This window comes from Microbacterium pratiae (assembly GCF_047302165.1).
Taxonomy (GTDB): domain Bacteria; phylum Actinomycetota; class Actinomycetes; order Actinomycetales; family Microbacteriaceae; genus Microbacterium.
Map to the genome: position 1 here is coordinate 2,313,342 of NZ_CP154843.1, position 22,647 is coordinate 2,335,988.

The window sequence follows — 22,647 nt, forward strand, 5'->3', positions numbered from 1 at the left end:
TTTCTGCGCCTGATCCGGTTTCTGAACTCCAGGTTCGGGGTCGATTCGCGGTGTCGTCGACCCCCCTTGTGACGCCTGGAGGCCCGTCCTAACTTGGGTGGCATTCACAGGGGCGGCTTCGACCGCGGGGACACGGTCGACCCCTCGCCGCCTCTATTCGGCGTGCAATGAGGAGACGAAATGAACGACGAAACGATCAGCCCCGCAGCCCCTCTGTTCACCAGGCCCACGGAGGCGAAGGGTGCGCCGCGGCACGTGATTCCCCAAAACGAATCGCTTCCCGCGACCGCGAAGCAGATCGTCGAGGATGAAACGATCCTCGACGGAAATGCGCGTCTGAACCTCGCCACGTTCGTGAGCACGTGGATGGATGACGAGGCGAAGGACGTCTACACCTCGTCTTTCGATAAGAACATGATCGACAAGGATGAGTACCCGCAGACCGCGGCCATCGAGGACAATTGCTGGCGGATGCTCGCCAATCTGTGGAACTCGCCGGATGCCGGGCACAGCATCGGCACCTCGACCATCGGCTCTTCGGAGGCGTGCATGCTCGGCGGGCTCGCGTTCAAGCGCCGCTGGCAGCAGCTCCGCCGTGCCCAGGGCAAGGACGCGTCCACTCCGAACCTCGTCATGTCGAGCGCCGTGCAGGTGTGCTGGGAGAAGTTCTGCAACTACTTCGACGTCGAGCCCCGGTTCGTTCCGATCACGGAGGAGCACAAGACGCTCGACGGCCACGACCTGGAGAAATACGTCGACGAGAACACGATTGGCGTCGTCGCGATCATGGGCGTGACGTACACCGGGATGTACGAGCCCGTCGCGCAGATCGCTGCTGCGCTCGACGCGATCCAGGAACACACCGGTCTCGACATCCCTATTCACGTCGACGGCGCATCGGGCGGGATGATCGCCCCCTTCCTGCAGCCCGACCTGGTCTGGGACTTCCGGCTGGAGCGGGTGCACTCAATCAGCACCTCGGGCCACAAGTACGGCCTGGTGTATCCGGGCCTCGGCTGGGTCGTGTGGCGCGAAGCGCGGTGGCTGCCCCAAGACCTCGTCTTCCAGGTGAGCTATCTCGGTGGCGAGATGCCGACGTTCGCGCTGAACTTCTCGCGGCCGGGCGCTCAGGTGCTGCTCCAGTACTACCTGTTCCTCCGGCTCGGCTTCGAGGGATACCGTGCCGTTCAACAGGAGTCGCAGGACGTCGCGAAGTATCTCGCCGCCGGGATCGGCGCGCTCGATGCGTTCGAGCTGTGGAACGACGGAAGCGACATCCCGGTGTTCGCGTGGCGCTTGAAGAAGGGACACACCGACAACTGGACGCTGTACGACCTGCAGGATCGACTGCGGATGCGCGGCTGGCTGGTGCCGGCCTATCCGATGCCGGACGATCTCACCGACATCACGGTGCAGCGCATCGTCGTGCGCAATGGGTTGAGCATGGACCTCGCTCAGTCGCTGCTGGCCGACATCCAGCGTGAGGTGGCGTACCTCGACGGCCTGCAGTCGCCCATGCCCACGGCCGCCGCGAATTCGGCGTTCCACCACTGAGGCGCGTCGTCATGTCCACGTCTCAGCCATCCTCCCGTACGACGCCGAACCATCCCCTCGCGCCTCGGTCGAGCGTCACGACCTACCTCGGTGTCGGCCAACTCGCGCTGCTGACGCTCGTGGTCGTCGCCAGTCTTCGCTCGCTGCCGGCGATGGCGGTCTTCGGCCTCGGCAGCGTGACCCTGTACATCCTCCCGGCGATCTTCTTCCTGATTCCGACAGCACTGGTCGCGGCAGAGCTCGCAACGGGCTGGAAAGGCGGCATCTACGTCTGGATCCGTGAAGCGATGGGCAACCGCTGGGGCTTCACCGCCGTCTGGCTCCAATGGATCCAGAACGTCGTGTGGTACCCCACGCAGCTGGCGTTCATCGCGGCCGCGCTCGCGTTCGTCTTCCTCGATCCGTCACTGTCGAGCTCGGGCTTCTTCACGGCAGTGGTGATCCTCGTGCTGTACTGGGGCTCGACGCTGGTGACGCTCCGCGGCGGGAATCTCTTCGCAAAACTGGGCTCCTGGGGCGGCATCCTCGGCACGCTGCTCCCGGCGGCCATCCTCATCGTCTTCGGAGCGATCTGGGTCTTCGGCGGCGAGAAGAGCCAGGTGCCGCTCACGCCCGACGCGGTGATCCCGCCGTTCACCGGCATCGCATCGATCGTGCTGATCGTGTCGAACTTCCTCGCCTACGCCGGCATGGAGGTCAACGCGGTCCACGTGAATCAGATGAAAGACCCGGGCCGCGGTTTCCCGCGTTCGATCCTCATCTCGTCGATCCTGATCCTGCTGGTGTTCATCCTGCCGACCCTCGCCATCTCGGTTGCGGTGCCGCAGGAGGAGCTCGGGCTGACGAATGGCATCATGCTCGCCTTCCAGGAGTACTTCCAGCACTGGGGCGTGGGGCAGTGGGCGACGGCCGCGATGTCGGCGCTCATCGCGGCGGGCGCGCTCGCCTCGGTGATCACCTGGATCGCGGGCCCGTCCAAGGGCGTGCTCGCAGCAGCGGAGACCGGGCTGCTCCCGCCGCTGCTGCAGAAGAAGAACAAGGCCGGCGTGCAGTCGGGCATCCTCATGCTGCAGGGCACGATCGTCACGATCCTGGCGGCGATCTTCATCATCGTTCCCAACGTGAGCGCGGCATTCGTGGCACTGATCGACATGGCCGCGGCGCTCTACCTGATCATGTACATGATGATGTTCGCCGCTGCGCTCGTGCTCCGACGGACGCAGCCGGGCGTGAAGCGCACGTATCGGGTACCGGCCATGGGGCTGGTCGCCGGTGTCGGGTTCCTCGCGAGCCTCGCCGCGTTCGTGTTCTCGTTCATCCCGCCGTCGGGGTTCAGCGCCTTCTCTCCGGCGCTTTATCCCTGGATCGTCGGGCTGGTGATCATCGTCCTCGGGGCTCCGCCGCTCATCTTCTACGCCGTGCGCAAGCCGTCGTGGGACATGCGCACCGCGGAGGACAAGAGCGTTCCGGTCACCCATGAGGCGGATCCACCCGCCGGAGTGGATTCGGGATCTCTGCCGACAAGTCGACGGCGCCCGGACGAGTCGCCGGGCTCTCCCCACACGGGGTGACGCGCAGGTTGTTCCGCAGCGACGACGGGGAAGGGAACGGTCGGGAGCATCCCGCCTAGCCTGACGGCGTGACTGCTCCCGACCCCGCTCCGGCCCGGCGCCGCTGGAGCGTCGGGGCGCTGATCGTCCTCGTCCTCGCAGCGGCGGCGGTCACCGTCGCGATCGGCATGATCCGCTCTCTCGCGGCGCCGGCGTCGGTGGTGACCCCGGCCGTGAGCCCGACGGTCGAGGCTCACGGCGACACCGGCACCGCCGCCGTCTACGTCCACGTCCACGGCGCCGTCGTGAGCCCCGGGTTGTATCGCCTCGAAGCCGACGCGCGCGTGATCGACGCCGTCGCCGCGGCGGGCGGTTTCAGCGACACCGCTGATCCGGCTGGAGTGAACCTCGCGCGCACCGTCACCGACGGCGAGCAGCTCTTCGTCCCCGAGCCCGGTCAAGCGCCCCCCGAATCGGCAGACGGTGGGTCGTCCGGCGGGGCCGGTGCAGACGGCCTCGTCGATCTCAATACCGCGGATGCCGCTGCGCTCGACACCCTCCCACGGGTCGGCCCTGCGCTGGCCGAGAGGATCATCGCCTGGCGCGAAGAGAACGGGCGATTCACGAGCGTCGAAGACCTGCTGGCGGTGTCGGGGATCGGCGAGAAGGTGCTCGAGTCACTGCGGGACCGGGTGCGCGTGTGAGCGGCCGCATCCGCCGTCGCGACCTCCGCTTGCTGCCCGTCGCGGTCGGTGTCTGGGTCGCCGCACTCGTGACGACGAACGATCCCGACGTCGCGGGAATCCTGGCGGCCGCGCTCTGGACGGCCGCGACGGGGATGCTGGCGGTGACGATCCTCCGTCGCCGGTTCTGCGACGACTCACGCCCACGGCGGACCGGCATCGCCATCGCCACCGTCACGCTCGCCTTCGCGGCGGCTGCCGTGTCGCACACCGCGATGAGCGTGCCCGACCGAGATCGGGTCCTCGCGTTGCCCCTCACCGGCGGGCGGGTGGTGGCGATCGAGGCCGATGTCACGGGAAAGATCGAGAGCTCTGCGACGGGCTGGCGTTTCGATGCCGTGGCTACCAGCGTCCGCGCCGGCGGCGACGTCACCGCGACCCGGGTGCCAGTGGTCGTCCGCACAGCCGAGCGTTCCGTCGGTCTCGATCTGGGTGCCACCGTCTTGCTCACCGGCTCCGCCGCGCCCGCCCGGTCGGGGGAGCGGGCGGTCCTCATCATCACGGCGAGCGATCCGCCGGAGGTCGTCGCGCAGCCGCGGGGTCCTCTCGCACTGGCTTCCACGCTCCGGACGGCGCTGCTCACACAGGCTTCTTCGCTGCCGCAGCCGGGCGCGGGCCTCGTCGCAGGCCTCGCGGTCGGAGACACGGCCGGGGTCACTGCCGAGCTCGATGTGCAGATGAAGACGGCGTCGCTTTCGCATCTTACCGCGGTCTCCGGGGCGAACTGCGCGCTCGTCGTCGGAATAGCGTTCCTCGGCGCCGGGATGCTGGGGCTGCGCCGTCCGTGGCGCGTCACGATCGGGCTCGCGGCGCTCTCGGGCTTCGTGATCCTCGTCTCACCAGAGCCGAGCGTCGTGCGGGCGGCCGCCATGGCCGCTATATCGATGCTCGCAGCGTTGCTCGGGCGCGCTGGTGCGGGGGCGTCCGTTCTGTGCCTCGCGATCGTCATCTGCCTGATCGCCGATCCCTGGCTCGCAGGCAGCATCGGGTTCGCGCTGTCGTCGGCCGCGACCGCAGCGTTGATCCTGTTCGCCGGCCCCGTGAGCGACTCGCTACGACGTTTCATGCCGCGCCCCCTCGCGCTCGCCATCGCCGTACCCGCCGCCGCGCAGCTCGCGTGCACTCCGATCCTGGTGATGATCGATCCGCGACTGCCGGTGTACGCCGTGCTCGCCAACGCGTTGACCGCGCCCGCGGCACCGCTGGCGACCATCGCCGGGCTCGCGGCGTGCCTGAGCGTCGGGGCGCCGCTGTTGGCGAACGGCCTGACCGCGATCGCCTGGGTCCCGTGCGCCTGGATCGCAGCCACCGCACAGGCGGTCGACAACGTCCCCGGCAACTCGATCGCCTGGTTCCCCGACGCGCCGGGTGTCGTGCTCGCGGCGGCCCTCTGCACCGCCCTGCTGCTGGCTGTGCTTCCCGGCACCCCTCGCCGGGTTCGTCGCGCCTCGACGGCGCTGGTCGCTCTCGCCCTGGGCGGGGTGGTCGGCTCGGGCCTCGTGACGGTACCGCTCGAGCGGGCGCGGACCCCCGATGACTGGGCGATCGCTGTCTGCGACGTGGGCCAGGGCGACGGGGTTCTCCTGCGCTCGCGCGACGCTGTCGCGCTCGTCGACACCGGCCCCGACCCCGAGGCACTCGGTGCGTGTCTGGACCGGTTCGGGGTCAGCCGCATCGATCTCCTCGTTCTCACCCACTTCGACCTCGACCACGTCGGCGGCACCGACGCGGTCATCGGGCGCGTCGGCGCCGTCCTCCACGGCCCGGTCGCGGACTCGCAGGAGGATCAGCTGCTCGCGCGACTCGCCGCAGCCGGAGCGTCGGTCCGCACGGCTTCCGCCGGCATGGCGGGGGCGCTGGGCGGCGCCGACTGGGAAGTACTGTGGCCGCGCAGGAGCGCGAGCGGGTTCGCGCCCGGCAACGATTCGAGCGTCGTGATCGATGTCCGCGGCGGCGGGATTCCCGCCGTCCTGCTTCTCGGCGATCTCTCGGAGACGCCCCAGCTGACCCTCGGCGCCGCGCTGCGGTCGACATACGACGTCGTCAAGGTGTCGCACCATGGCAGCGCAGACCAAGCCGAGTCGCTGTACGGCCGGCTCGGCGCACGTGTCGCGCTGATCGGGGTGGGGGAGAATTCCTACGGCCATCCGCGCGAGGAGACCATCGCCCTCCTGCGCTCGCTCGGGCAGGAGATCGTCCGCACCGACGAAACCGGAGCAGCAGCACTCACCGTGACCGATGGCGGCATCCGGGTGTGGCGCCAGCGCGTCCCGCCACCGGGATGAAACGCGGATTCCGTCCGCGTCGCCCGGGCCAGCGGCTACTCGGGCGGGGCGACAAGCTGGGCCAGACGCGCGTACGAGTCGGTGATGATCGCGGTCAGCGTCGCGGTGCAGTCCTCGGCGGTCCACAGCTCGAGCGCGGTGTCGAAGAGCCCCACGACTGTCTGGGAGACGAGCAGAGCGTCGATGTGATCGGCACCGCGCCGCCGGAGCCCGTCGCGGATCGCCTGCGCCAGAACCGCGGACTTCGATCGCTCGCGCTCGATGAGATGCGCATCGGTCGCGATGATCGATCGGCGCTCGCGGATCGCGTCGCGCCAGGCCTCGAGCTCAGGCATGACGGCGAGCAACCCATGCATGGCCAGTGCCATCGGGTCGAGCCCGTCGGGCGCGGCGGCGAGCAGGTCGGCAACGACATCCGGAAACTCGCGCTCACGGAGGAACAGCACGTCGCGCTTGTCGGGGAAGTGACGGAAGAACGTCCGCGTGGTCAGACCCGCCCGTTCCGCGATCTGCGGCACCGTGGTGGCCGCATACCCCTGCGACCGGAACAGCTCGATGGCGGCTTGTTCCAGGCGCAGTGCGGCGTCGGGGGCCCAGCGTGGCATGGGGCGAGCCTACCCGATGACATTGTGTGTCATCATTAGCGGACGCATTGATGACACACAATGTCATCACCTCTCGGAACGGAGCCCGCCCCATGTCATCGAACGCCGCCGCTTGGCTCCCGTCTCCGCGAGCCGATCTCGTCGTCGGGCCCGCCGCGCTGCACGAGCCGGGCCCGGGCGAGATCCTCATCCGCAGCCGGGCGGTCGCGGTGAACCCGCTCGATGACGTCAAGCAATGGACCGGCGATCTGATGTACCGCTGGCTGGGCTATCCCGCGGTGCTCGGAGAGGATGTCGCGGGCGAGGTCGCCGCCGTGGGGGAGGGCGTGACGCGCTTCGCGGTGGGCGACCGCGTCGCCGCCTACGCGGTCGGGATGGAGCGCGGCCGACGCCATGAGGCGGAGGGCGCGTTCCAGCTCTACGTCGTCGTGCGAGAAGATCTCGCGACCCCGTTGCCCGACGGTCTTTCGTTCGAGCAGGCCGCGGTGCTGCCGCTCGCCGTCTCGACGGCGGCCACGGCACTCTTCCAGGACGATCAGCTCGCACTCCGCACCCCGACCGCTGACGCAGCACCGACGCGGGAGACCCTGGTCGTGTGGGGCGGCTCGACGAGCGTGGGGAGCAACGCGATCCAGCTGGCGGTCGCGGCGGGCTATCGCGTCATCACCACCGCCTCACCGCATAACGAGTCCCGAATGCGCGAGCTCGGCGCGGAGCTCGTCGTGGACTATCGCGAGCCCGGAGCCGTCGCAGCCATCGTCTCGGGCGTCGGAGACCGCCCCCTCGCCGGCGTGGTCGCGATCGGGGCGGGCTCGGGCGATGCCGCGGTGAGGATCGCAGCCACGGCCGGTGCCCGTCGCGTCGCTCTCCTGAGCCCGCCGGTCGCCTTCACGACGCTTCCCCGCCGCGGTGGCCCGAGCATCGCGTTCCTGCGGACGATGACGACGATCGGGCTGTCCCAGCTCGCGACGCAGGCTCGGGCTCGCCGCCACGGCATCACCGCCAGGTTCGTGTGGGGGAGCTCTCTCATGACCAGCAGCGTCGGACCCATGCTGTGGGAGAAGTACTTGCCCGGGGCTCTCGCCGAGGGCCGGCATGTCTGCGCCCCCGAGGCCGAAATCGTTGGGGAAGGCCTGGAGAGCATTCAACACGCGCTGAATCTGCTTCACGCAGGCGTCTCCGCCCGAAAGCTCGTCGTCCGCCTGTAGCGACCACCGATCGGGGTCGGTGGTCGCGATTAGGCTGGGAGCATGCCGCCGAGCCCCCGACGTCCTGCCGCCCGCGGCGCCGCGAAATCGGCCATCCGGCAGCTGTCCTGGCGTTCGCCGGAACCGGCCCCGATCGTGCTCGTCGCGGGCCCCGAAGAGGTGTGCGCGGAGCGCGCCATCGCCGGGCTCCGCGACTATCTGAAGGCCGAAGACCCGAGCCTCGAGGTCTCCGACATCCGCGCCGACGACTATTCCGCCGGCACCCTGCTGGGAATGGCCTCGCCCTCGCTCTTCGGCGAGCCGCGCCTCGTGCGCGTCGCGGGCGTCGAGAAGTGCTCCGACGCCTTCCTCACCGAGGCTCTCGCGTATCTCGAGAACCCGCAGGAGGGCGCCACGATCGTTCTGCGGCACACGGGTGCGAGCGTCCGAGGCAAGAAGCTTCTCGAGGCGATCCGTGCGGGCACCGGGGACGGGGTCGAGATCTCGGTTCCCGCGATCAAGCGCGACTCCGATCGCTTCGACTTCGCTGCGGGCGAGTTCAAGGCCGCGGGCAAGCGCATCGCCCCGTCCGCTCTGCGCAGCCTCGTCTCCGCGTTCGCCGATGACCTGACCGAGCTCGCGGCCGCCTGTCAGCAGCTCATCTCGGACGTGCCCGGTGACATCGGCGACCAGGTCGTCGAGAGGTATTACGGGGGCCGCGTCGAGACGACTGCCTTCGCCGTCGCCGACACCGCGATCGCCGGCCGCTACGGCGAGGCGCTCGTCACGCTGCGGCATGCTCTGGCCAGCGGGGCCGACCCCGTGCCGCTCGTCGCCGCGATCGCCTCGAAGCTGCGCACCATGGCCCGCGTCGTCGGCACCCGCGAGCCGTCCGCCGCGCTCGCTGCCCGGCTCGGCATGAAGGACTGGCAGGTCGACCGCGCCAAGCGCGACCTCGTCGGCTGGACGGAATCCGCCCTCGCGACCGCGATCCAAGCGGCCGCCCGCGCGGATGCCGAGGTGAAGGGCGCCTCGCGCGACCCCGTGTTCGCGGTCGAGCGGCTCGTCACCGTCATCGCGACGCGGTCACCCTACGGGTCCTGACCGCGCAGCGGGAAAGCGAAAGGCCCGCCCCACACGGGGACGGGCCTTTCGGCATCAGCGGCTCAGAGAGCGGCGACCTGCTTCGCGATAGCCGACTTGCGGTTCGCAGCCTGGTTCTCGTGGATGACGCCCTTGCTCACGGCCTTGTCGAGCTTCTTCGTGGCCTTGGCCAGCGCCTTCTCGGCTGCTGCCTTGTCGCCGGCGGCGATGGCCTCACGGGTGCGACGCACCTCGGTCTTCAGCGCGCTCTTGACGGCCTTGTTGCGCTCGCGCGCCTTCTCGTTGGTCTTGTTGCGCTTGATCTGCGACTTGATGTTCGCCACGTTCGACGTATCTTTCGTTCGGAGTTTTCGGTGGATGTGCCGAGCGACAGTAGAGGGATGCCGCACGGCGGTCGTGTGAGGGAGGAACCCACACGGCAAGCCGACTTGAGAGTCTATCAGGTCGCGTCGCGGGAGCCGGTATTCGCGAGGGTCGCGAGGGCGAGATCGATGACGGCGTTGAACACGCGCGGTCGCATGGCCGTCACGAGATGGCTGGTGCGGGGGACGACGATCAGCTCCGCCTCGGGCGCGAGCTTCGCGAACAGCCGCTCATTCGCCCGCAGCTGGTCGTACTGACCGTTCACGAACCAGGTCGGGACGTCGATCCGTCGGATGGCCGCGAGCAGGTCGAGCACCGACAGGCTGGCCAGTGCGACGTCCTGCGCGTCGTAGGCGTATCCGCCGGCGCCGAAGTCCGGCCGGGTCTCGACGGGGAGCGTGCGGTCGAGGACCCAATCGGTGATCCGCTGGCCACGGCCGGGCAGGCGGTCGAACCCGAGGGCCAGGGCTCGGTACACCGCGAGGCCGAATCCACGGGGGATCGCAGTGCAGGATGCGGCGATGAAGGCCGACACCGGAGGGCGCTCCTCTCGGCCGACGTAGGCGGTGCTGAGCAGCCCGCCCATCGAGTGACCGACGAGCAGGACCGGACCGCGCTCGGCGGCATCCCGGACCGCATCGTCGATCGTGGCGAACGCACCGTCGAGAGTGAAAGTCTCGGCCATCCGAGTGCCGTGCCCGGGCAGGTCGAGCGCGGTCACGGGGATGTTCCGCTGTTCGAGATGGGCGACCTGCGCGCGCCACATGGTGGCCGAGGTCCGGATCCCGTGCACGAGCACCACCTGCGCGGTCATGCTTCCACCCTACGGACCCGACCCCGTGCGGGGGAGCGCCCGGCGTGCAGATGAATGAGTGGGGGCGACCGGTCATCCCGGCCGCCCCCACCCCGCATCAGCGTGCGTGCGAACTCATCGCTCCGACACGGCGCCTCGTCGCCGCGACACAGCGATGACGCCGCCCGCGACGAGGAGCATCGCTGCCGCGAGCAGGACGCCCAGCGGCGTCTCCGCGCCGGTCACCGCGAGCTGCCCCGAGCGGACCACGGTGATCGCGAACTCCAACGGCTCCTCGCCGGCCGTCGAGATCCGCAGCGTGTGGTCTCCCACGGCGAAGTCCGCGGGGATCGCCACTCGGAACGAGGTGACACCGGAGCCGTCTGCGGCCGGGATGCCGCGTACCTCGATCGGCTCGCTGAACAGGGTCGCACCGATCTGCTGGCCGGGCCCGAGGCCCGACACCCGCACATCGATGAACCCGCCCTGCTCGACCCGCGTGGTTGAGAGCTCCACCTGCGCCCACGCGCCCTCTCCCGGCCCGGTACCCGGCTTGGTGCTCGGCTCGCCGATCCGAACGGGGATGGCGACCGTCGTCTCCGTGGCATCCGTCGTCAGGACGAGCTCGGCGACGCGGTCCGAGAGATCCGCCGGAAGCGGCACCGAGACGACAGCGCTTCCGCCCGCGACCGCTGCGGTCGTCATCGCCTGACCGTTCAGCGAGACATCCACCGCACCGTTCTGAGGTGCGCCGAGGCTCGTCATATCGAGGTTCGACACGGTCAGCTCGAGCGTCGAGCCCGCAGCCGCGGTCTCGGGGACGCCCTGGACACGAACGGCGTGCTTCGTGAACGACGGCGCGACGGGCTGCTGGTCGCCGAGGTACTCGATCCAGGCCTCGTGATCGAGGAAGCCGGTGTCGACGTAGTCGGTGCCCGCTGCGAAGGCGCGGAAGTTGTCTCCCGAGCCGGTCGCCAGGAACGAGAGCGTACCGATGCGGTACTCCGCGTCGAGATCGAGCGGCTGCCCGTCGACCGTGACCGAGGTGATCCGACTTCCCTCGGGCCGGGTGTCGTCGAACGTGTAGGTCACGTTGTCGGACAGTCCCAGCTGCAGGTACGGGCGCGACGGCACCTTGCCGTCCTTGTCGCGCTGCCACTGCTGCTCGAGCACGCGCACGAAGTCGGCACCCGTGAGCGTCACCAGCGCCATGGTGTTGTTGAACGGCAGCACCGCGTACGCCTGCCCCCACGTGATCGTGCCATCGGGCACCCCGGCGACGGCGCTCGCACCGAATTCGGCCTGCGTGTCGAAGAGGTCGGCCCGGAGCCCGCCCGAGTTGGTCACGCCGATCTGCGCACCGTTCGGCAGGTTCGCGAGGTTCGATCGGATCGACTCCGCGACGAGGTTCCCGAGCGAGGACTCCGACGCTCGATCGTCGCGCTTGCCGCCGGCGTAGGCGCCGTCGACGTAGGAGCCGCCCGAGTAGGCGCTCGTGATGTCGGCGGAGATCGTCGCGACCGGCGTGTTGCCGATCTCGGCGAAGTTCGCCAGCGCCTGCCGGACGATCTCGTCGACCTCGGCGACGCGCGGGTAGGTCGCGATCAGGTCCGCGGCGGGCGTCTCGGTCTGCCCGACGTTCTCCTGCGTGTGCGAGACGACCTCGCCGCTCGTCGGGTCGACCGAGAGGACGATCTTGCCGACGAACTCGCCGTACGAGCCGGTCTGGACGATCGGTCGCGTGCGGTCCGTTCCCGGGATCGGCGCCGACCACGCGTACAGCTTGTGGGTGTGGCCGGTGTAGATGGCGTCGACCTCGGGTGAGGTCTCGGTGACGATGCGAGCGAAGACCGCACTGTCGGCCACGGCCTCATCGAGGCTCGCATCCGCCGCGCTGTCGGCCGCACCCTCGTGATAAAGCGCCACGATGACGTCGGCCTGATCGCCGATGCCGTCGGTGAGGTCGGCCGCGACACGGTTGACCGCTTCGACGGGGTCGCCGAACTCGAGTCCGGCGATGCCCGCCCCGCTCACCAGCGACGCGGTCTCCTCCGTCACGACGCCGATGACGCCGATCGTGAGGCCCTGAGACTCGATGAGCTCGTACTCGTCGAACTGCGGCTCGCTCGTGCCGGCGGCGTAGACGTTCGCCCCGAGGTGCGAGAAGTCGGCGCGCGGGATGACACGGTCGCGCAGATCGGCGAAGCCGCGATCGAACTCGTGGTTGCCCACGGCGCTCGCCCGCAGATCGAGAGCGTTCAGCACGTCGATCGTCGGCTCGTCCTGCGCCAGGGACGACGCCGGGAGCGAAGCCCCGATATTGTCGCCGGCCGACAGCAGCACAGCGTCGGGTGCGGCGGCACGCAGCTCCTCGATCGTTCCGGCGAAGCCGACGGTTCCGGGCACCTCTGGCTGAGCCTCGACTTCGCCGGCGGCGGGCTTGGCCGGCGTGACGCCGGTGATGCGGCCGTGGAAGTCGTTGATCCCGAGCAGTGTCAGATCGATCGGCTCGTCCGGGGCCGCAGCCTCCGCCGCAAGACCGACCTTGACGGGGTCGTGGTCGGACGAACGGTAGGGACCGTCATCGTGGAAGTCCACCGGGAAGTAGTTGTACCGGCTGTACTCCAAGAAGATCGACTCGGCGGCGTTGATGTTCCAGATGTCGGCACCGGTGGAGCGCTCGAACGCGGCCTCGTTCATGAGGATGTGGTCGAGCGAGCCGGCGAGCTCCGTGTACTGGTAGGTCGGCTGCGCGAGGTCGTAGGCGATGCCGGCATCGACGTAGCCCGCCTCGTACAGGACCTCGAGCGGGTCCTCGCGTGAGTACGAGTTGAAGTCACCGGCGAGAACCACGGCGTCGACATCGCCGCGCGCCTGCTCGACCCAGGCGTCGAGCGCCTCCGCCTGCCGCACGCGAGAGGCGTTCCACGCTCCCTGGCCGTCGTTCGCGTCGACGTCTCCGTCCGTGGCGGAATCGCCCGACCCCTTCGACTTGAAGTGGTTGACGACGAAGAAGAACTCCTCGCCACCCCCGGCCGGAGCGAAGCTCTGCCCGATCGGCTCGCGGGCGTTCTGGAACGCCTGGCCGTTGCCGGACTGGTCGCCGAGGGCACGGGCGGCACCGATCGGAGTGACCTCCTCCGGCTGGTAGACGATCGCGTTGGAGATCGCGTCGCGGGTCGAGGCTGCGGGCAGCTCCGAGGACGACGGGACGTATGCCCAGCGCTCCGACCCCGCGGCGGCGTTGAGAGCCCGCACCAGTGCAGCGACGGCGGCGTCGGGTTCATCGCCGAGGCGCGCCGAGTCCTCGATCTCCATGAGACCCACCACGGATGCATCGAGTGCCGTGATGGCCGAGACGATCTTGGCCCGCTGGCGCACGAACGATGCGGAATCCCAGGCACCGCGCTGCGTGCAGCCGCCGCTGACGTTCGTGCCGTTGCCCTCCCGGTCGGTGTAGCTCTCGCAGCGGGTGTCCTCGACGCCAAGCGTCGTGAAGTAGTTGAGGACGTTGAACGAGGCGACGGAGACGTCCCCGCCGACCGCGGCGGGTGCTGCCGTGCGCGTGTTCTCGACGGTGATGCCGTCGTCACGAGTGCCGTCGCCGACGATGTGACGGATCGGGTTGAACTTCCACGTGTTGTTGCGGTAGTCGAGGACGACGGGCTCGTCGAACGTGACGCTCGCCCCGACGCGGACCGGCTCGGTGGTCGAGACATACGGCGGCGTGAGCTTCGCGGCGCCGAGGTTCGTCCGCGAGCCGTCGTCCAATACGACGCGACGCGCATCCCGATCGCTGACGGCCGCGGCCGCCTCGGGCGAGCCCGGCCGGCCCACGTCGGTCGGCTGCCGGAAGGGCTCCGTGCCGGTGGCCAGCACGAGTTCGCCGAACTTGTTGAGCTCGTAGTTGTCTGCCACGACGAAGTCGCCCTGCGGAGCGATCACCATCGACTGGAGCGACTCGCGCTGCGCGGGATCCGTGAGCCACCCCACGGTCGCCGGCTCCACGGGCGAGGCTGGATCGATCCGGGATGCCGCGCCGGCGGGCACGTTCACCTGCGTCAGGCCGAAGTAGTCGCCAACGACACCGGTGACGCGCACGGTGTCTCCCAGCGAGACCTCGCCGACGCCCTGCGGCGAGTAGACGAACACGGCATCCGACGCCATGTGCGTCTGGAAATCGATCGTGCCGCCCGTGCCGCCGGTCTGAATGACGTAGCCGTCGAACCCCCCGGTGGGGTAGTGGGCGGTCACGATGCCCTCGGTCGTCACCGTCTGGCCGTCGAGCGGCGAACGACCGCCCGTGCCCTGGATCTCGGCGATCGTCACCGTCGTGGGGTCGCCGGGCTGCTCCGGCTCACCGGGCTGCTCGGGCTCTCCCGGCTGCTCCGGCTCACCGGGCTGCTCGGGGATCGTCCCGGCTGCGCCCTGGGGCGTCGGCGCACCGGCCGTGAAGTCGGCCCCGTTGTCGGCGCTGTTCGCGCCCTGGTCGTCCCGAGCGATGCTCGTCGCGTTGGTCGTCGCCGGTGCCGCGCCGGAACCGGCGAAATCGGTGGCGTTGCCCCACCCGACGTAGTCGACGACCGTGTCGTTCTGCGCGAGGCCCGATCCGCCGCTCAGTGCGGCTGTCGAGTTCACGAGCGCGACCTTGCCCTGGGTGCCGCTCATCGGGATGGATCCCTCGATGTCGGCCGTGAAGCCCGGCAGTGCCGCGTCGCCGCCGACGGCCTGGCCGATCAGCAGGTGCCCACCGGGCTCGATCGAGGCACCCGCGAGAGCTGTCACCTGCCAGTTGGCTCCCGTGCTCGACGCGTACTGGACGCTCCAGCCGTCAAGCGAAACAGCGGCATCCGAGGTGTTGCGCAGCTCGATGAAGTCGCGGTTCAGCGGAGCGCCGTTGTTGCCACCGCCGCCGTAGATCTCGTTGATCACGACGGGCGCGTCGGTGCCGGCCGCGGCACTCGCAGGCACCGCGGCCCACCCCACACCTCCCGCCACGATCGCGACGGCGGCGCTCGAGGCCACCCATCTCTGCCAGGGGCGTCGCGCGGGCGCGACAGGGTCTGCTGTGATCACGGTGCTCTCCCGGGGGCGGACCGGGCGCGTGGGATATCGCGCAACCACCGGCCGCCGCACTGAGCATTCGACGTCATCGATGTGTTCGGCAAGTAGCGGAGTGGTTAATTGTTTATCACCAGGCTGAGAGCTGGCGTGTCCGAGCTCCGACCTCGTACCATCCCGCGCGCGAGGGTTCGCGGCAGTGCCGTCGCGCGGCCCCGGGTAGACTCTCCGGGACATGTCTCCGCGCGCACTCCAGCCGCTCGCGCCTGCCGCAACGCCGCCCGAGCTCATCCGCAACTTCTGCATCATCGCCCACATCGACCACGGCAAGTCGACGCTGGCCGACCGGATGCTGCAGATCACCGGCGTCGTCGCCGACCGCGACATGCGCGCCCAGTACCTCGACCGCATGGACATCGAGCGCGAGCGCGGCATCACGATCAAGAGCCAGGCGGTCCGGATGCCGTGGTCCAAGGACTCCGGCACGTTCGCGCTCAACATGATCGACACGCCCGGCCACGTCGACTTCACGTACGAGGTCAGTCGCTCCCTCGCCGCGTGCGAGGGAGCCATCCTGCTCGTCGACGCCGCGCAGGGCATCGAGGCTCAGACGCTGGCCAACCTGTATCTCGCGCTCGAGAACGATCTGCAGATCATCCCGGTGCTGAACAAGATCGACCTGCCGGCTGCCGATCCCGAGAAGTACGCGGCGGAGCTCGCGAACCTGATCGGCGGCGACCCGGAAGACGTCCTGCGCGTCAGCGGCAAGACCGGCATGGGCGTCGAGGAGCTGCTGGATCGCATCGTCGACCGCATCCCCGCCCCTGTCGGCAACCCGGACGCTCCCGCGCGCGCCATGATCTTCGACTCCGTCTACGACGCCTACCGCGGCGTCGTCACCTACGTCCGCATGGTCGACGGCAAGCTCGAGCCCCGCGAGCGCATCCAGATGATGTCGACGCGCGCGACGCACGAGCTCCTCGAGATCGGCGTGTCGAGCCCCGAGCCGATTCCGACCAAGGGACTCGGCGTCGGCGAGGTCGGCTACCTCATCACCGGCGTGAAGGACGTCCGCCAGTCCAAGGTCGGTGACACGATCACCAATCATCGGAAGCCCGCGACGGAGGCTCTGCCGGGATACACCGATCCGAAGCCGATGGTGTTCTCGGGCATCTACCCGATCGACGGCAGCGACTACGGCGACCTCCGCGAGGCTCTCGACAAGCTGAAGCTGTCGGACGCGTCGCTGCAGTACGAGCCCGAGACCTCCGTCGCACTCGGCTTCGGCTTCCGCTGCGGCTTCCTCGGGTTGCTGCACCTCGAGATCATCACGGAACGCCTGTCGCGCGAGTTCGGTCTCGACCTGATCACCACGGCACCCTCGGTGACCTACGAGGTCGCGACCGACACCGGCGAGACGGTCGTGGTGACGAACCCCAGCGAGTACCCCGACGGGCGCGTCGCGGAGGTCTCCGAGCCGGTGGTGAAGGTCGGCATCCTCGCCCCGAAGGACTACGTTGGCACCGTCATGGAACTCTGCCAGTCGCGTCGCGGCACGCTGCTCGGCATGGACTACCTGAGCGAGGACCGCGTCGAGCTGCGGTACAACATGCCGCTCGGCGAGATCGTCTTCGACTTCTTCGACCACCTGAAGTCGCGGACCCAGGGCTACGCGAGCCTCGACTACGAGCCCGCGGGATCCCAGACCGCCGACCTGGTGAAGGTCGACATCCTGCTGCAGGGCGAGAAGGTCGACGCGTTCAGCTCGATCGTCCACCGCGAGAAGGCCTACGCCTACGGCACGATGATGACCGAGCGCCTGCGCAAGCTCATCCCGCGCCAGCAGTTCGAGGTGCCGATCCAGGCCGCCATCGGCGCGCGCATCATCGCCCGCGAGAACATCCGAGCCATCCGCAAGGACGTCCTCGCGAAGTGCTACGGCGGTGACATCACACGCAAGCGCAAGCTCCTCGAGAAGCAGAAAGAGGGCAAGAAGCGTATGAAGATGGTCGGCCGCGTCGAGGTGCCGCAGGAGGCGTTCATCGCCGCCCTGTCGGGCGACGTCGAAGGCAAGGACAAGAAGTAGCCCCACCGGGAGCAACGAGGAGACCCATGCATCAGCGACGCGGGACCTTCCGAGACGAGACCGTCGACTACGCGGCGGTCGGCGCCACGCGCGCGCACGACCTGATGGCGTACCCGCCCGAGCAGAGTGTCCCCGCCGAGGACGCTTGGCGCATCGGCAGCGGTCAGGCCCGCTTCGAGACCGCCGCAGACCTGCTGATGTCGTGGTCGGCACTTCGAGGCGCTGGCCTGCGCGTGAGTGATGTCCGGCCCGCATCGGGGCCGATGTACACGGGCGTCGCGTTCGATGACGAGGGCAACGCGGTGGCTCCGAGCAGCATGGAGCACGAGCAGCGCTTCGCCGCCGACGGCACGCCGTACGTGGGGGCGGGGACGACACTGCAGGTGCACGGCCGCGTGTCGGGCCAGAGCGCGGATGCCGAGCTCCGGGTGATCTTCGTCGATGAAGAGCCGCGCCGGGTCGCGTTCGCCCTCGGCACCGTGGGCGGTTCCGTCGTCAGCGGTGAGGAATCGTTCCTTCTGGAATGGCGTGACAACGACGAGGTGTGGTTCGTGGTGCGGGCGTTCGACCGTCCGACCGCGCTCGCCTACCGGATGCTGAAAGGTCTGGTGCGCCGCCGTCGTCGGCTGCTGTTCCAGGGCTACCTCCGCGCGATCTCGCCGCTGTACGCGACGCCCGGCGCCTGATGGGGGCGGCACTGCCGATCGGCGATCCGGTGCCGGTCGGCGGCACCCTGCCGGAGGACCTCGTCATCGACCCCGACGCTCCGTTCGGGGTATATCTGCACGTCCCGTTCTGTCGGGTGCGATGCGGCTACTGCGACTTCAACACCTACACGGCGACCGAGCTGCGCGGAGCGCGGCAGGATGCGTACGCCGACGAGGTGCTGCGCGAGATCGCGCTCTCGGCCGCCCTGATCGATGCCCGCGGCCCTCGCCGCGCCGCTCGCACGGTGTTCTTCGGCGGCGGCACGCCGACCCTGCTCCCGCCCGGGGATCTCGCACGCATGCTGGGCGGAGTTCGCGACACGTTCGGCATCGCTCCCGGCGCGGAGGTCACTGTCGAGGCCAACCCCGACACGATGAACCCCCGAGTCGCGGACGAGCTGGCGGCTGCCGGTGTGACGCGGCTGTCGATCGGCATGCAGTCCGCCGTGCCGCATGTCCTGGCGGCCCTCGACCGAACGCACGATCCCGCCAACGTCGCCACAGCCGTCGCCGCCGCGCGCGGGGCCGGACTCGATGTGTCCGTCGACCTGATCTACGGCGCACCGGGGGAGAGCCTCGACGATTGGCGGCGCTCCGTCGAGACCGCGGTCTCGCTCGAGCCCGATCACGTCTCGGCCTACGCGCTGATCATCGAGGAGGGAACGCGCCTCGAGCGCCAGATCCGCCGCGGTGAGGTGCCCGCTCCCGACGACGACCTCCAGGCCGACATGTACGAGCTGGCCGATGAGCGTCTCGCCGCCGCCGGCTTCTCCTGGTACGAGGTCTCGAACTGGGCGCGATCGGCAGACCAGCGCTCGCGTCACAATCTGGCCTACTGGCGGGGAACAGACTGGTGGGGATACGGGCCGGGTGCCCACAGTCACGTCGCCGGTCTCCGCTGGTGGAATGTGAAGCACCCTGCCGCGTACGCTCAGCGGCTGGCGGCAGGAGACTCGCCCGCGGCCGGCCGCGAGCGCCCGGATGCCGAGGCGCGGCGCCTGGAATCCGTCCTTCTGCGTTCGCGGATCGTCGAGGGGCTCGGGATCGACGAGCTGGATGCCGGCGGCCGGCGCGCGGTCGCCTCACTCATCGCCGACGGCCTCGTGGAGGGCGCTGCGGCCGTGCGCGGTCGTATCGTCCTCACGCGCCGCGGACGCCTCATGGCCGACGCTGTGGTGCGTGCCCTCACCGAGTGATCGGGCGGAGACGACCGGGGCCGTCCACACGATAGAATTGGCACTCGCAGACATCGAGTGCCAAACAGGAGGTGACGGACATGGTCTCAGAACGCGGACTGCAGGTGCTGCGGGCGATCGTGCAGGACTATGTCGACACCCGCGAGCCCGTGGGAAGCAAGTCGATCGTCGAACGCCATGCCTTCGGCGTCTCGGCCGCGACGATCCGCAACGATATGGCTCTTCTCGAGGACGAGGAGCTCATCGCCGCCCCCCATACGTCCTCGGGGCGCGTTCCGACCGACAAGGGTTACCGCGTCTTCGTCGATCACCTGGCGGGTCTGCGCCCCCTGAGCGCCGCCCAGCGCTCGGCTATCACGACCTTCCTCGACGGCCCCACCGATCTCGATGATCTGCTCGTTCGGACGGTGCGTGCGCTGACCCAGCTGACCGGCCAGGTCGCGATGGTGCAGTACCCGTCGTTCGCGCGGGCGCAGGTGTCCCACCTCGAGCTCGTCGACCTCGGCGGCGGACGTCTCGTCGTCATCGTCGTGACAGACACCGGCCGCGTCTCGCAGCGGGTGGGCGTGGTGCGCTCGCTCCTCGACGAAGGACAGTTCGCCGTGGCCAAGGCGACTCTCCGCGCAGCCGTCACCGGCGTCGCCGTACGAGATGCCGTCACCGCCGTGTCGGCGCTCGCGGAGAGCGAATCGACCGGCGATCCGATCGGCGACGCGGTGCACGAGATCGCGCGCATCCTGGTCGAGGAGTTGGAGACGTTCCGTCAAGACCGCCTCGTCATGGCCGGCACCGCTACGCTCGCGCGGCGAGAGGCCGACTTCCGCGGCAGCATCTACCCGCTGCTCGAGGCCATCGAAGAGCAGGTGACGCTGTTGCGGCTCATGGGCGAGATGGTCGCCGACGACCGCGGCGTCGCCGCGCGCATCGGTCGCGAGAACGAGGCGTACGGGCTCTCCGAGGCCTCGGTCGTCACGAGCGACTACGACGTCCCGGGCTCGCGTGCACGGGTCGGCCTCATGGGTCCGACCCGCATGGACTACCCGACGAACCTCGCGACGGTCCGCGCCGTCGCGCACTATCTCAGCCGACTTCTCGACGAAGACGAGAAATCCCGCTGACCCACCCCATCCACGCCCGCACGGGCGGAAAGGCGATCCGTGGCTGACCACTACGAGGTCCTGGGCGTCGCGCGCGACGCGTCGCCCGACGAGATCAAGAAGGCGTACCGACGCCTGGCACGAGAGCTGCACCCCGACGTGAACCCGGGGGAGGACGCGTCCGAGCGGTTCAAGCTCGTCACGCACGCCTACGACGTCCTCAGCGATCCCGAACAGCGTCAGCGCTACGACATGGGCGGCGACTCCGCCGGCGGTTTCGGTGGCGCTGCGGGCTTCGGAGGCTTCAGCGACATCTTCGAGACCTTCTTCGGAGGCGGAGCAGGGGGCGGAGGCCGGGCAGGGCGCCCGCGCTCGCGGCGGGAACGCGGGCAGGACGCCCTCGTACGGGTCACCCTCGAGCTCGGCGACGTGGTCTTCGGTGTGCATCGTGACATCGAGGTCGACACCGCCGTGCTCTGCGACACGTGTCAGGGTTCGTGTTGTCAGCCGGGAACGCAGCCGGTCACCTGTGACGTCTGCCACGGTGCCGGCAATGTGCAGCGCACCGTGCGGAGCCTGCTCGGCAACGTCGTCACCTCGCAGCCCTGCAACGTCTGCCAGGGCTACGGCACGACGATCCCGTACCCGTGCACGACGTGTCAGGGACAGGGACGCGTCCGGGCTCGGCGAACCGTGTCTCTCGACATCCCCGCCGGTGTCGAGACCGGCCTCCGCCTCCAGCTACCCGGATCCGGCGAGGTCGGTCCCGCGGGTGGCCCCAACGGCGACCTGTATCTGGAGGTCACGGTCAACCCTCACGACGTGTTCAGCCGCGAAGGCGACGACATCCTCGCGACGCTCGAGGTGTCGATGCCGGACGCCGTCCTCGGCACCAGCACGACGATCGAGTCGCTCGATGGACCCGTCGACCTCGAGCTGCGCCCGGGCGTGCAGTCCGGCGACGTCCTCACGATCAAGGGCCGTGGCATCACGCCGCTCCGCGGCTCGAACCGCGGTGACCTGCGCGTCGGCGTGCACGTCGTGACCCCGACACGGCTCGACGCCAAGGAACGGGCACTGATCGAAGAGCTGAAGAAGCGCACGAAGTCGCCGGCTCCGCAGCTGGCGGAGTTCCACCAGGGCCTGTTCGCCAAACTCCGCGACCGGTTCCGGAGCAGCTGACGGCGTGGCCCTGCACTTCCTCGTCGATCCGCCGGTCCTCGCGCAACCGGGAGACTCGGTCACGCTCACCGGCGCCGAAGCTCACCATGCGGCGGGGGTGCGCCGCGTGCGCGCCGGAGAAGCGGTGACCGTCGGCGACGGTGCGGGCGCGTGGCTGGAAGGCACCGTCACGGCCGTCGACCCCAAGCTGGTCAGCATCGACGTGCTCTCGCGGATCGATCATCCCGCGCCCGGGCGCCGCATCACGCTGATCCAGGCCTTGGCGAAGGGGGATCGTGACGAGCTGGCTGTGCAGGCCTGCACCGAGCTCGGCGTCGACGCCATCCTCCCCTGGCAGGCCGCTCGAAGCGTCTCGCGGTGGAGCGGGCCCAAGGTCCAGCGCGGGGTTCAGCGGTGGACGACCATCGCGCGCGAGGCGGCGAAACAGGCGCATCGCGCGTGGCTTCCCGCCGTGCACGCGCCGGTGTCCACTGCCGAGATCGCTGCGCGATGCTCCTCCGAGCGGGTGCTGGTGCTCGAGCCGACCGCGACGCGACGGCTCAGCGCCGTCGATCTCGGCGACGGTGATGTGTCGCTCGTGGTCGGCCCGGAGGGCGGGATCGCAGCCGACGAGCTCGACGCCCTCGTCGCCGCCGGTGCGATCACCGTCCGTCTCGGCGAGACGGTGCTGCGGACCTCGACGGCCGGTCCCGCCGCGCTCGGGGTCGTCAACGTCGCCCTGGGCCGCTGGTGACACCGGGCCGACCCGCCGCCGGACCCCGTCGATAGACTGGACGCATGAGCGATCCCTCTGTCTTCACGCGCATTCTCCGCGGCGAGATCCCCTCCGAGATCATCGCGGAGACCGAGAACGCGTTCGCGATCCGCGACATCGCTCCGCAGGCGCCTGTGCACCTGCTGGTGATCCCCAAGACCGAGCGCTACCGCACCGTGGTGGAGCTCGCTGCCGGTGATCCTGCTCTGCTGAGCGAGCTCATCGGGCTCGCCAACTCCGTCGCCGCCGAACACTCCGACGGCGACTTCCGATTGATCTTCAACACCGGCCCTGGCGCGGGACAGACCGTGTTCCACGTTCACGCGCACGTCCTCGCCGGTGGCCTCTCCGAAGGGAGCCTCGGTGGCTGATGCTTCCGA

The 22,647-nt window shown here is 69.4% G+C and carries 17 protein-coding genes; 13 read left to right on the forward strand and 4 right to left on the reverse strand.

What is annotated here, in order from left to right:
• Positions 1-180: 180 nt before the first annotated feature.
• From AA0Y20_RS11020 to AA0Y20_RS11035, 4 genes are all read left to right on the forward strand, one after another.
• The gene (locus tag AA0Y20_RS11020; RefSeq protein WP_088379951.1) at positions 181-1,554 is read left to right on the forward strand and encodes a glutamate decarboxylase; all 1,374 of its coding nucleotides are present in this window, start codon (positions 181-183) and stop codon (positions 1,552-1,554) included.
• Positions 1,555-1,565: 11 nt separating this feature from the next.
• Positions 1,566-3,125 carry an amino acid permease gene (locus AA0Y20_RS11025; RefSeq protein WP_412939252.1) on the forward strand — a complete coding sequence of 520 codons (1,560 nt, stop codon included), beginning with the start codon at positions 1,566-1,568 and terminating at the stop codon, positions 3,123-3,125.
• Between the two features lie 68 nt (positions 3,126-3,193).
• The gene (locus AA0Y20_RS11030; RefSeq protein ID WP_412939253.1) at positions 3,194-3,808 is read left to right on the forward strand and encodes a helix-hairpin-helix domain-containing protein; all 615 of its coding nucleotides are present in this window, start codon (positions 3,194-3,196) and stop codon (positions 3,806-3,808) included.
• Positions 3,805-6,132 (forward strand): ComEC/Rec2 family competence protein, encoded by a 2,328-nt coding sequence (locus tag AA0Y20_RS11035; protein WP_412939254.1) that lies wholly within the window; start codon positions 3,805-3,807, stop codon positions 6,130-6,132. Before AA0Y20_RS11030 ends, AA0Y20_RS11035 begins: the two co-directional genes overlap by 4 nt.
• Before the next feature lie 35 nt (positions 6,133-6,167).
• On the opposite strand, the gene AA0Y20_RS11040 is transcribed toward AA0Y20_RS11035, so the two are convergent.
• Positions 6,168-6,737, reverse strand: coding sequence for a TetR/AcrR family transcriptional regulator (locus AA0Y20_RS11040; protein ID WP_137750341.1), 570 nt, complete (start codon positions 6,735-6,737; stop codon positions 6,168-6,170).
• A gap of 92 nt (positions 6,738-6,829) precedes the next feature.
• Between AA0Y20_RS11040 and AA0Y20_RS11045 the strand changes: the two genes are divergently transcribed.
• Together AA0Y20_RS11045 and holA are read left to right on the forward strand one after the other, a co-directional pair.
• Positions 6,830-7,945, forward strand: coding sequence for a zinc-binding alcohol dehydrogenase family protein (locus tag AA0Y20_RS11045; protein WP_071918104.1), 1,116 nt, complete (start codon positions 6,830-6,832; stop codon positions 7,943-7,945).
• 42 nt (positions 7,946-7,987) lie between these two features.
• The gene (gene holA, locus AA0Y20_RS11050; protein ID WP_412939255.1) at positions 7,988-9,028 is read left to right on the forward strand and encodes a DNA polymerase III subunit delta; all 1,041 of its coding nucleotides are present in this window, start codon (positions 7,988-7,990) and stop codon (positions 9,026-9,028) included.
• Positions 9,029-9,090: 62 nt separating this feature from the next.
• On the opposite strand, the gene rpsT is transcribed toward holA, so the two are convergent.
• The 3 genes from rpsT to AA0Y20_RS11065 form a co-directional block, all read right to left on the reverse strand.
• A complete protein-coding gene (gene rpsT / locus AA0Y20_RS11055; RefSeq protein WP_112614742.1) occupies positions 9,091-9,351 on the reverse strand; it encodes a 30S ribosomal protein S20 in 261 nt (86 codons plus the stop codon).
• 116 nt (positions 9,352-9,467) lie between these two features.
• The gene (locus AA0Y20_RS11060) at positions 9,468-10,205 is read right to left on the reverse strand and encodes an alpha/beta fold hydrolase (RefSeq protein WP_412939256.1); all 738 of its coding nucleotides are present in this window, start codon (positions 10,203-10,205) and stop codon (positions 9,468-9,470) included.
• Positions 10,206-10,319: 114 nt separating this feature from the next.
• Positions 10,320-15,209 carry an ExeM/NucH family extracellular endonuclease gene (locus AA0Y20_RS11065; protein WP_412939257.1) on the reverse strand — a complete coding sequence of 1,630 codons (4,890 nt, stop codon included), beginning with the start codon at positions 15,207-15,209 and terminating at the stop codon, positions 10,320-10,322.
• Between the two features lie 271 nt (positions 15,210-15,480).
• Here AA0Y20_RS11065 and lepA point away from each other — a divergent pair, with 271 nt between their 5' ends.
• From lepA to AA0Y20_RS11100, 7 genes are all read left to right on the forward strand, one after another.
• Positions 15,481-17,331, forward strand: a complete 1,851-nt coding sequence (lepA, locus tag AA0Y20_RS11070) for a translation elongation factor 4 (RefSeq protein WP_412939258.1) — start codon at positions 15,481-15,483, stop codon at positions 17,329-17,331.
• 26 nt (positions 17,332-17,357) lie between these two features.
• Positions 17,358-18,017, forward strand: a complete 660-nt coding sequence (locus AA0Y20_RS11075; RefSeq protein ID WP_412939259.1) for a DUF1990 family protein — start codon at positions 17,358-17,360, stop codon at positions 18,015-18,017.
• Entirely contained in the window at positions 18,017-19,234 is a 1,218-nt protein-coding gene (gene hemW, locus AA0Y20_RS11080; RefSeq protein WP_412939260.1) for a radical SAM family heme chaperone HemW, read from the forward strand. The genes AA0Y20_RS11075 and hemW overlap by 1 nt, the downstream gene beginning before the upstream one ends.
• An 80-nt stretch (positions 19,235-19,314) precedes the next feature.
• A complete protein-coding gene (gene hrcA, locus AA0Y20_RS11085) occupies positions 19,315-20,352 on the forward strand; it encodes a heat-inducible transcriptional repressor HrcA (RefSeq protein ID WP_412939261.1) in 1,038 nt (345 codons plus the stop codon).
• A 39-nt stretch (positions 20,353-20,391) separates the two neighbouring features.
• Entirely contained in the window at positions 20,392-21,513 is a 1,122-nt protein-coding gene (gene dnaJ, locus AA0Y20_RS11090; RefSeq protein WP_412939262.1) for a molecular chaperone DnaJ, read from the forward strand.
• 4 nt (positions 21,514-21,517) lie between these two features.
• Positions 21,518-22,246 carry a 16S rRNA (uracil(1498)-N(3))-methyltransferase gene (locus AA0Y20_RS11095; protein ID WP_412939263.1) on the forward strand — a complete coding sequence of 243 codons (729 nt, stop codon included), beginning with the start codon at positions 21,518-21,520 and terminating at the stop codon, positions 22,244-22,246.
• A 44-nt stretch (positions 22,247-22,290) separates the two neighbouring features.
• A complete protein-coding gene (locus AA0Y20_RS11100; RefSeq protein WP_412939264.1) occupies positions 22,291-22,638 on the forward strand; it encodes an HIT domain-containing protein in 348 nt (115 codons plus the stop codon).
• Positions 22,639-22,647 lie beyond the last annotated feature (9 nt).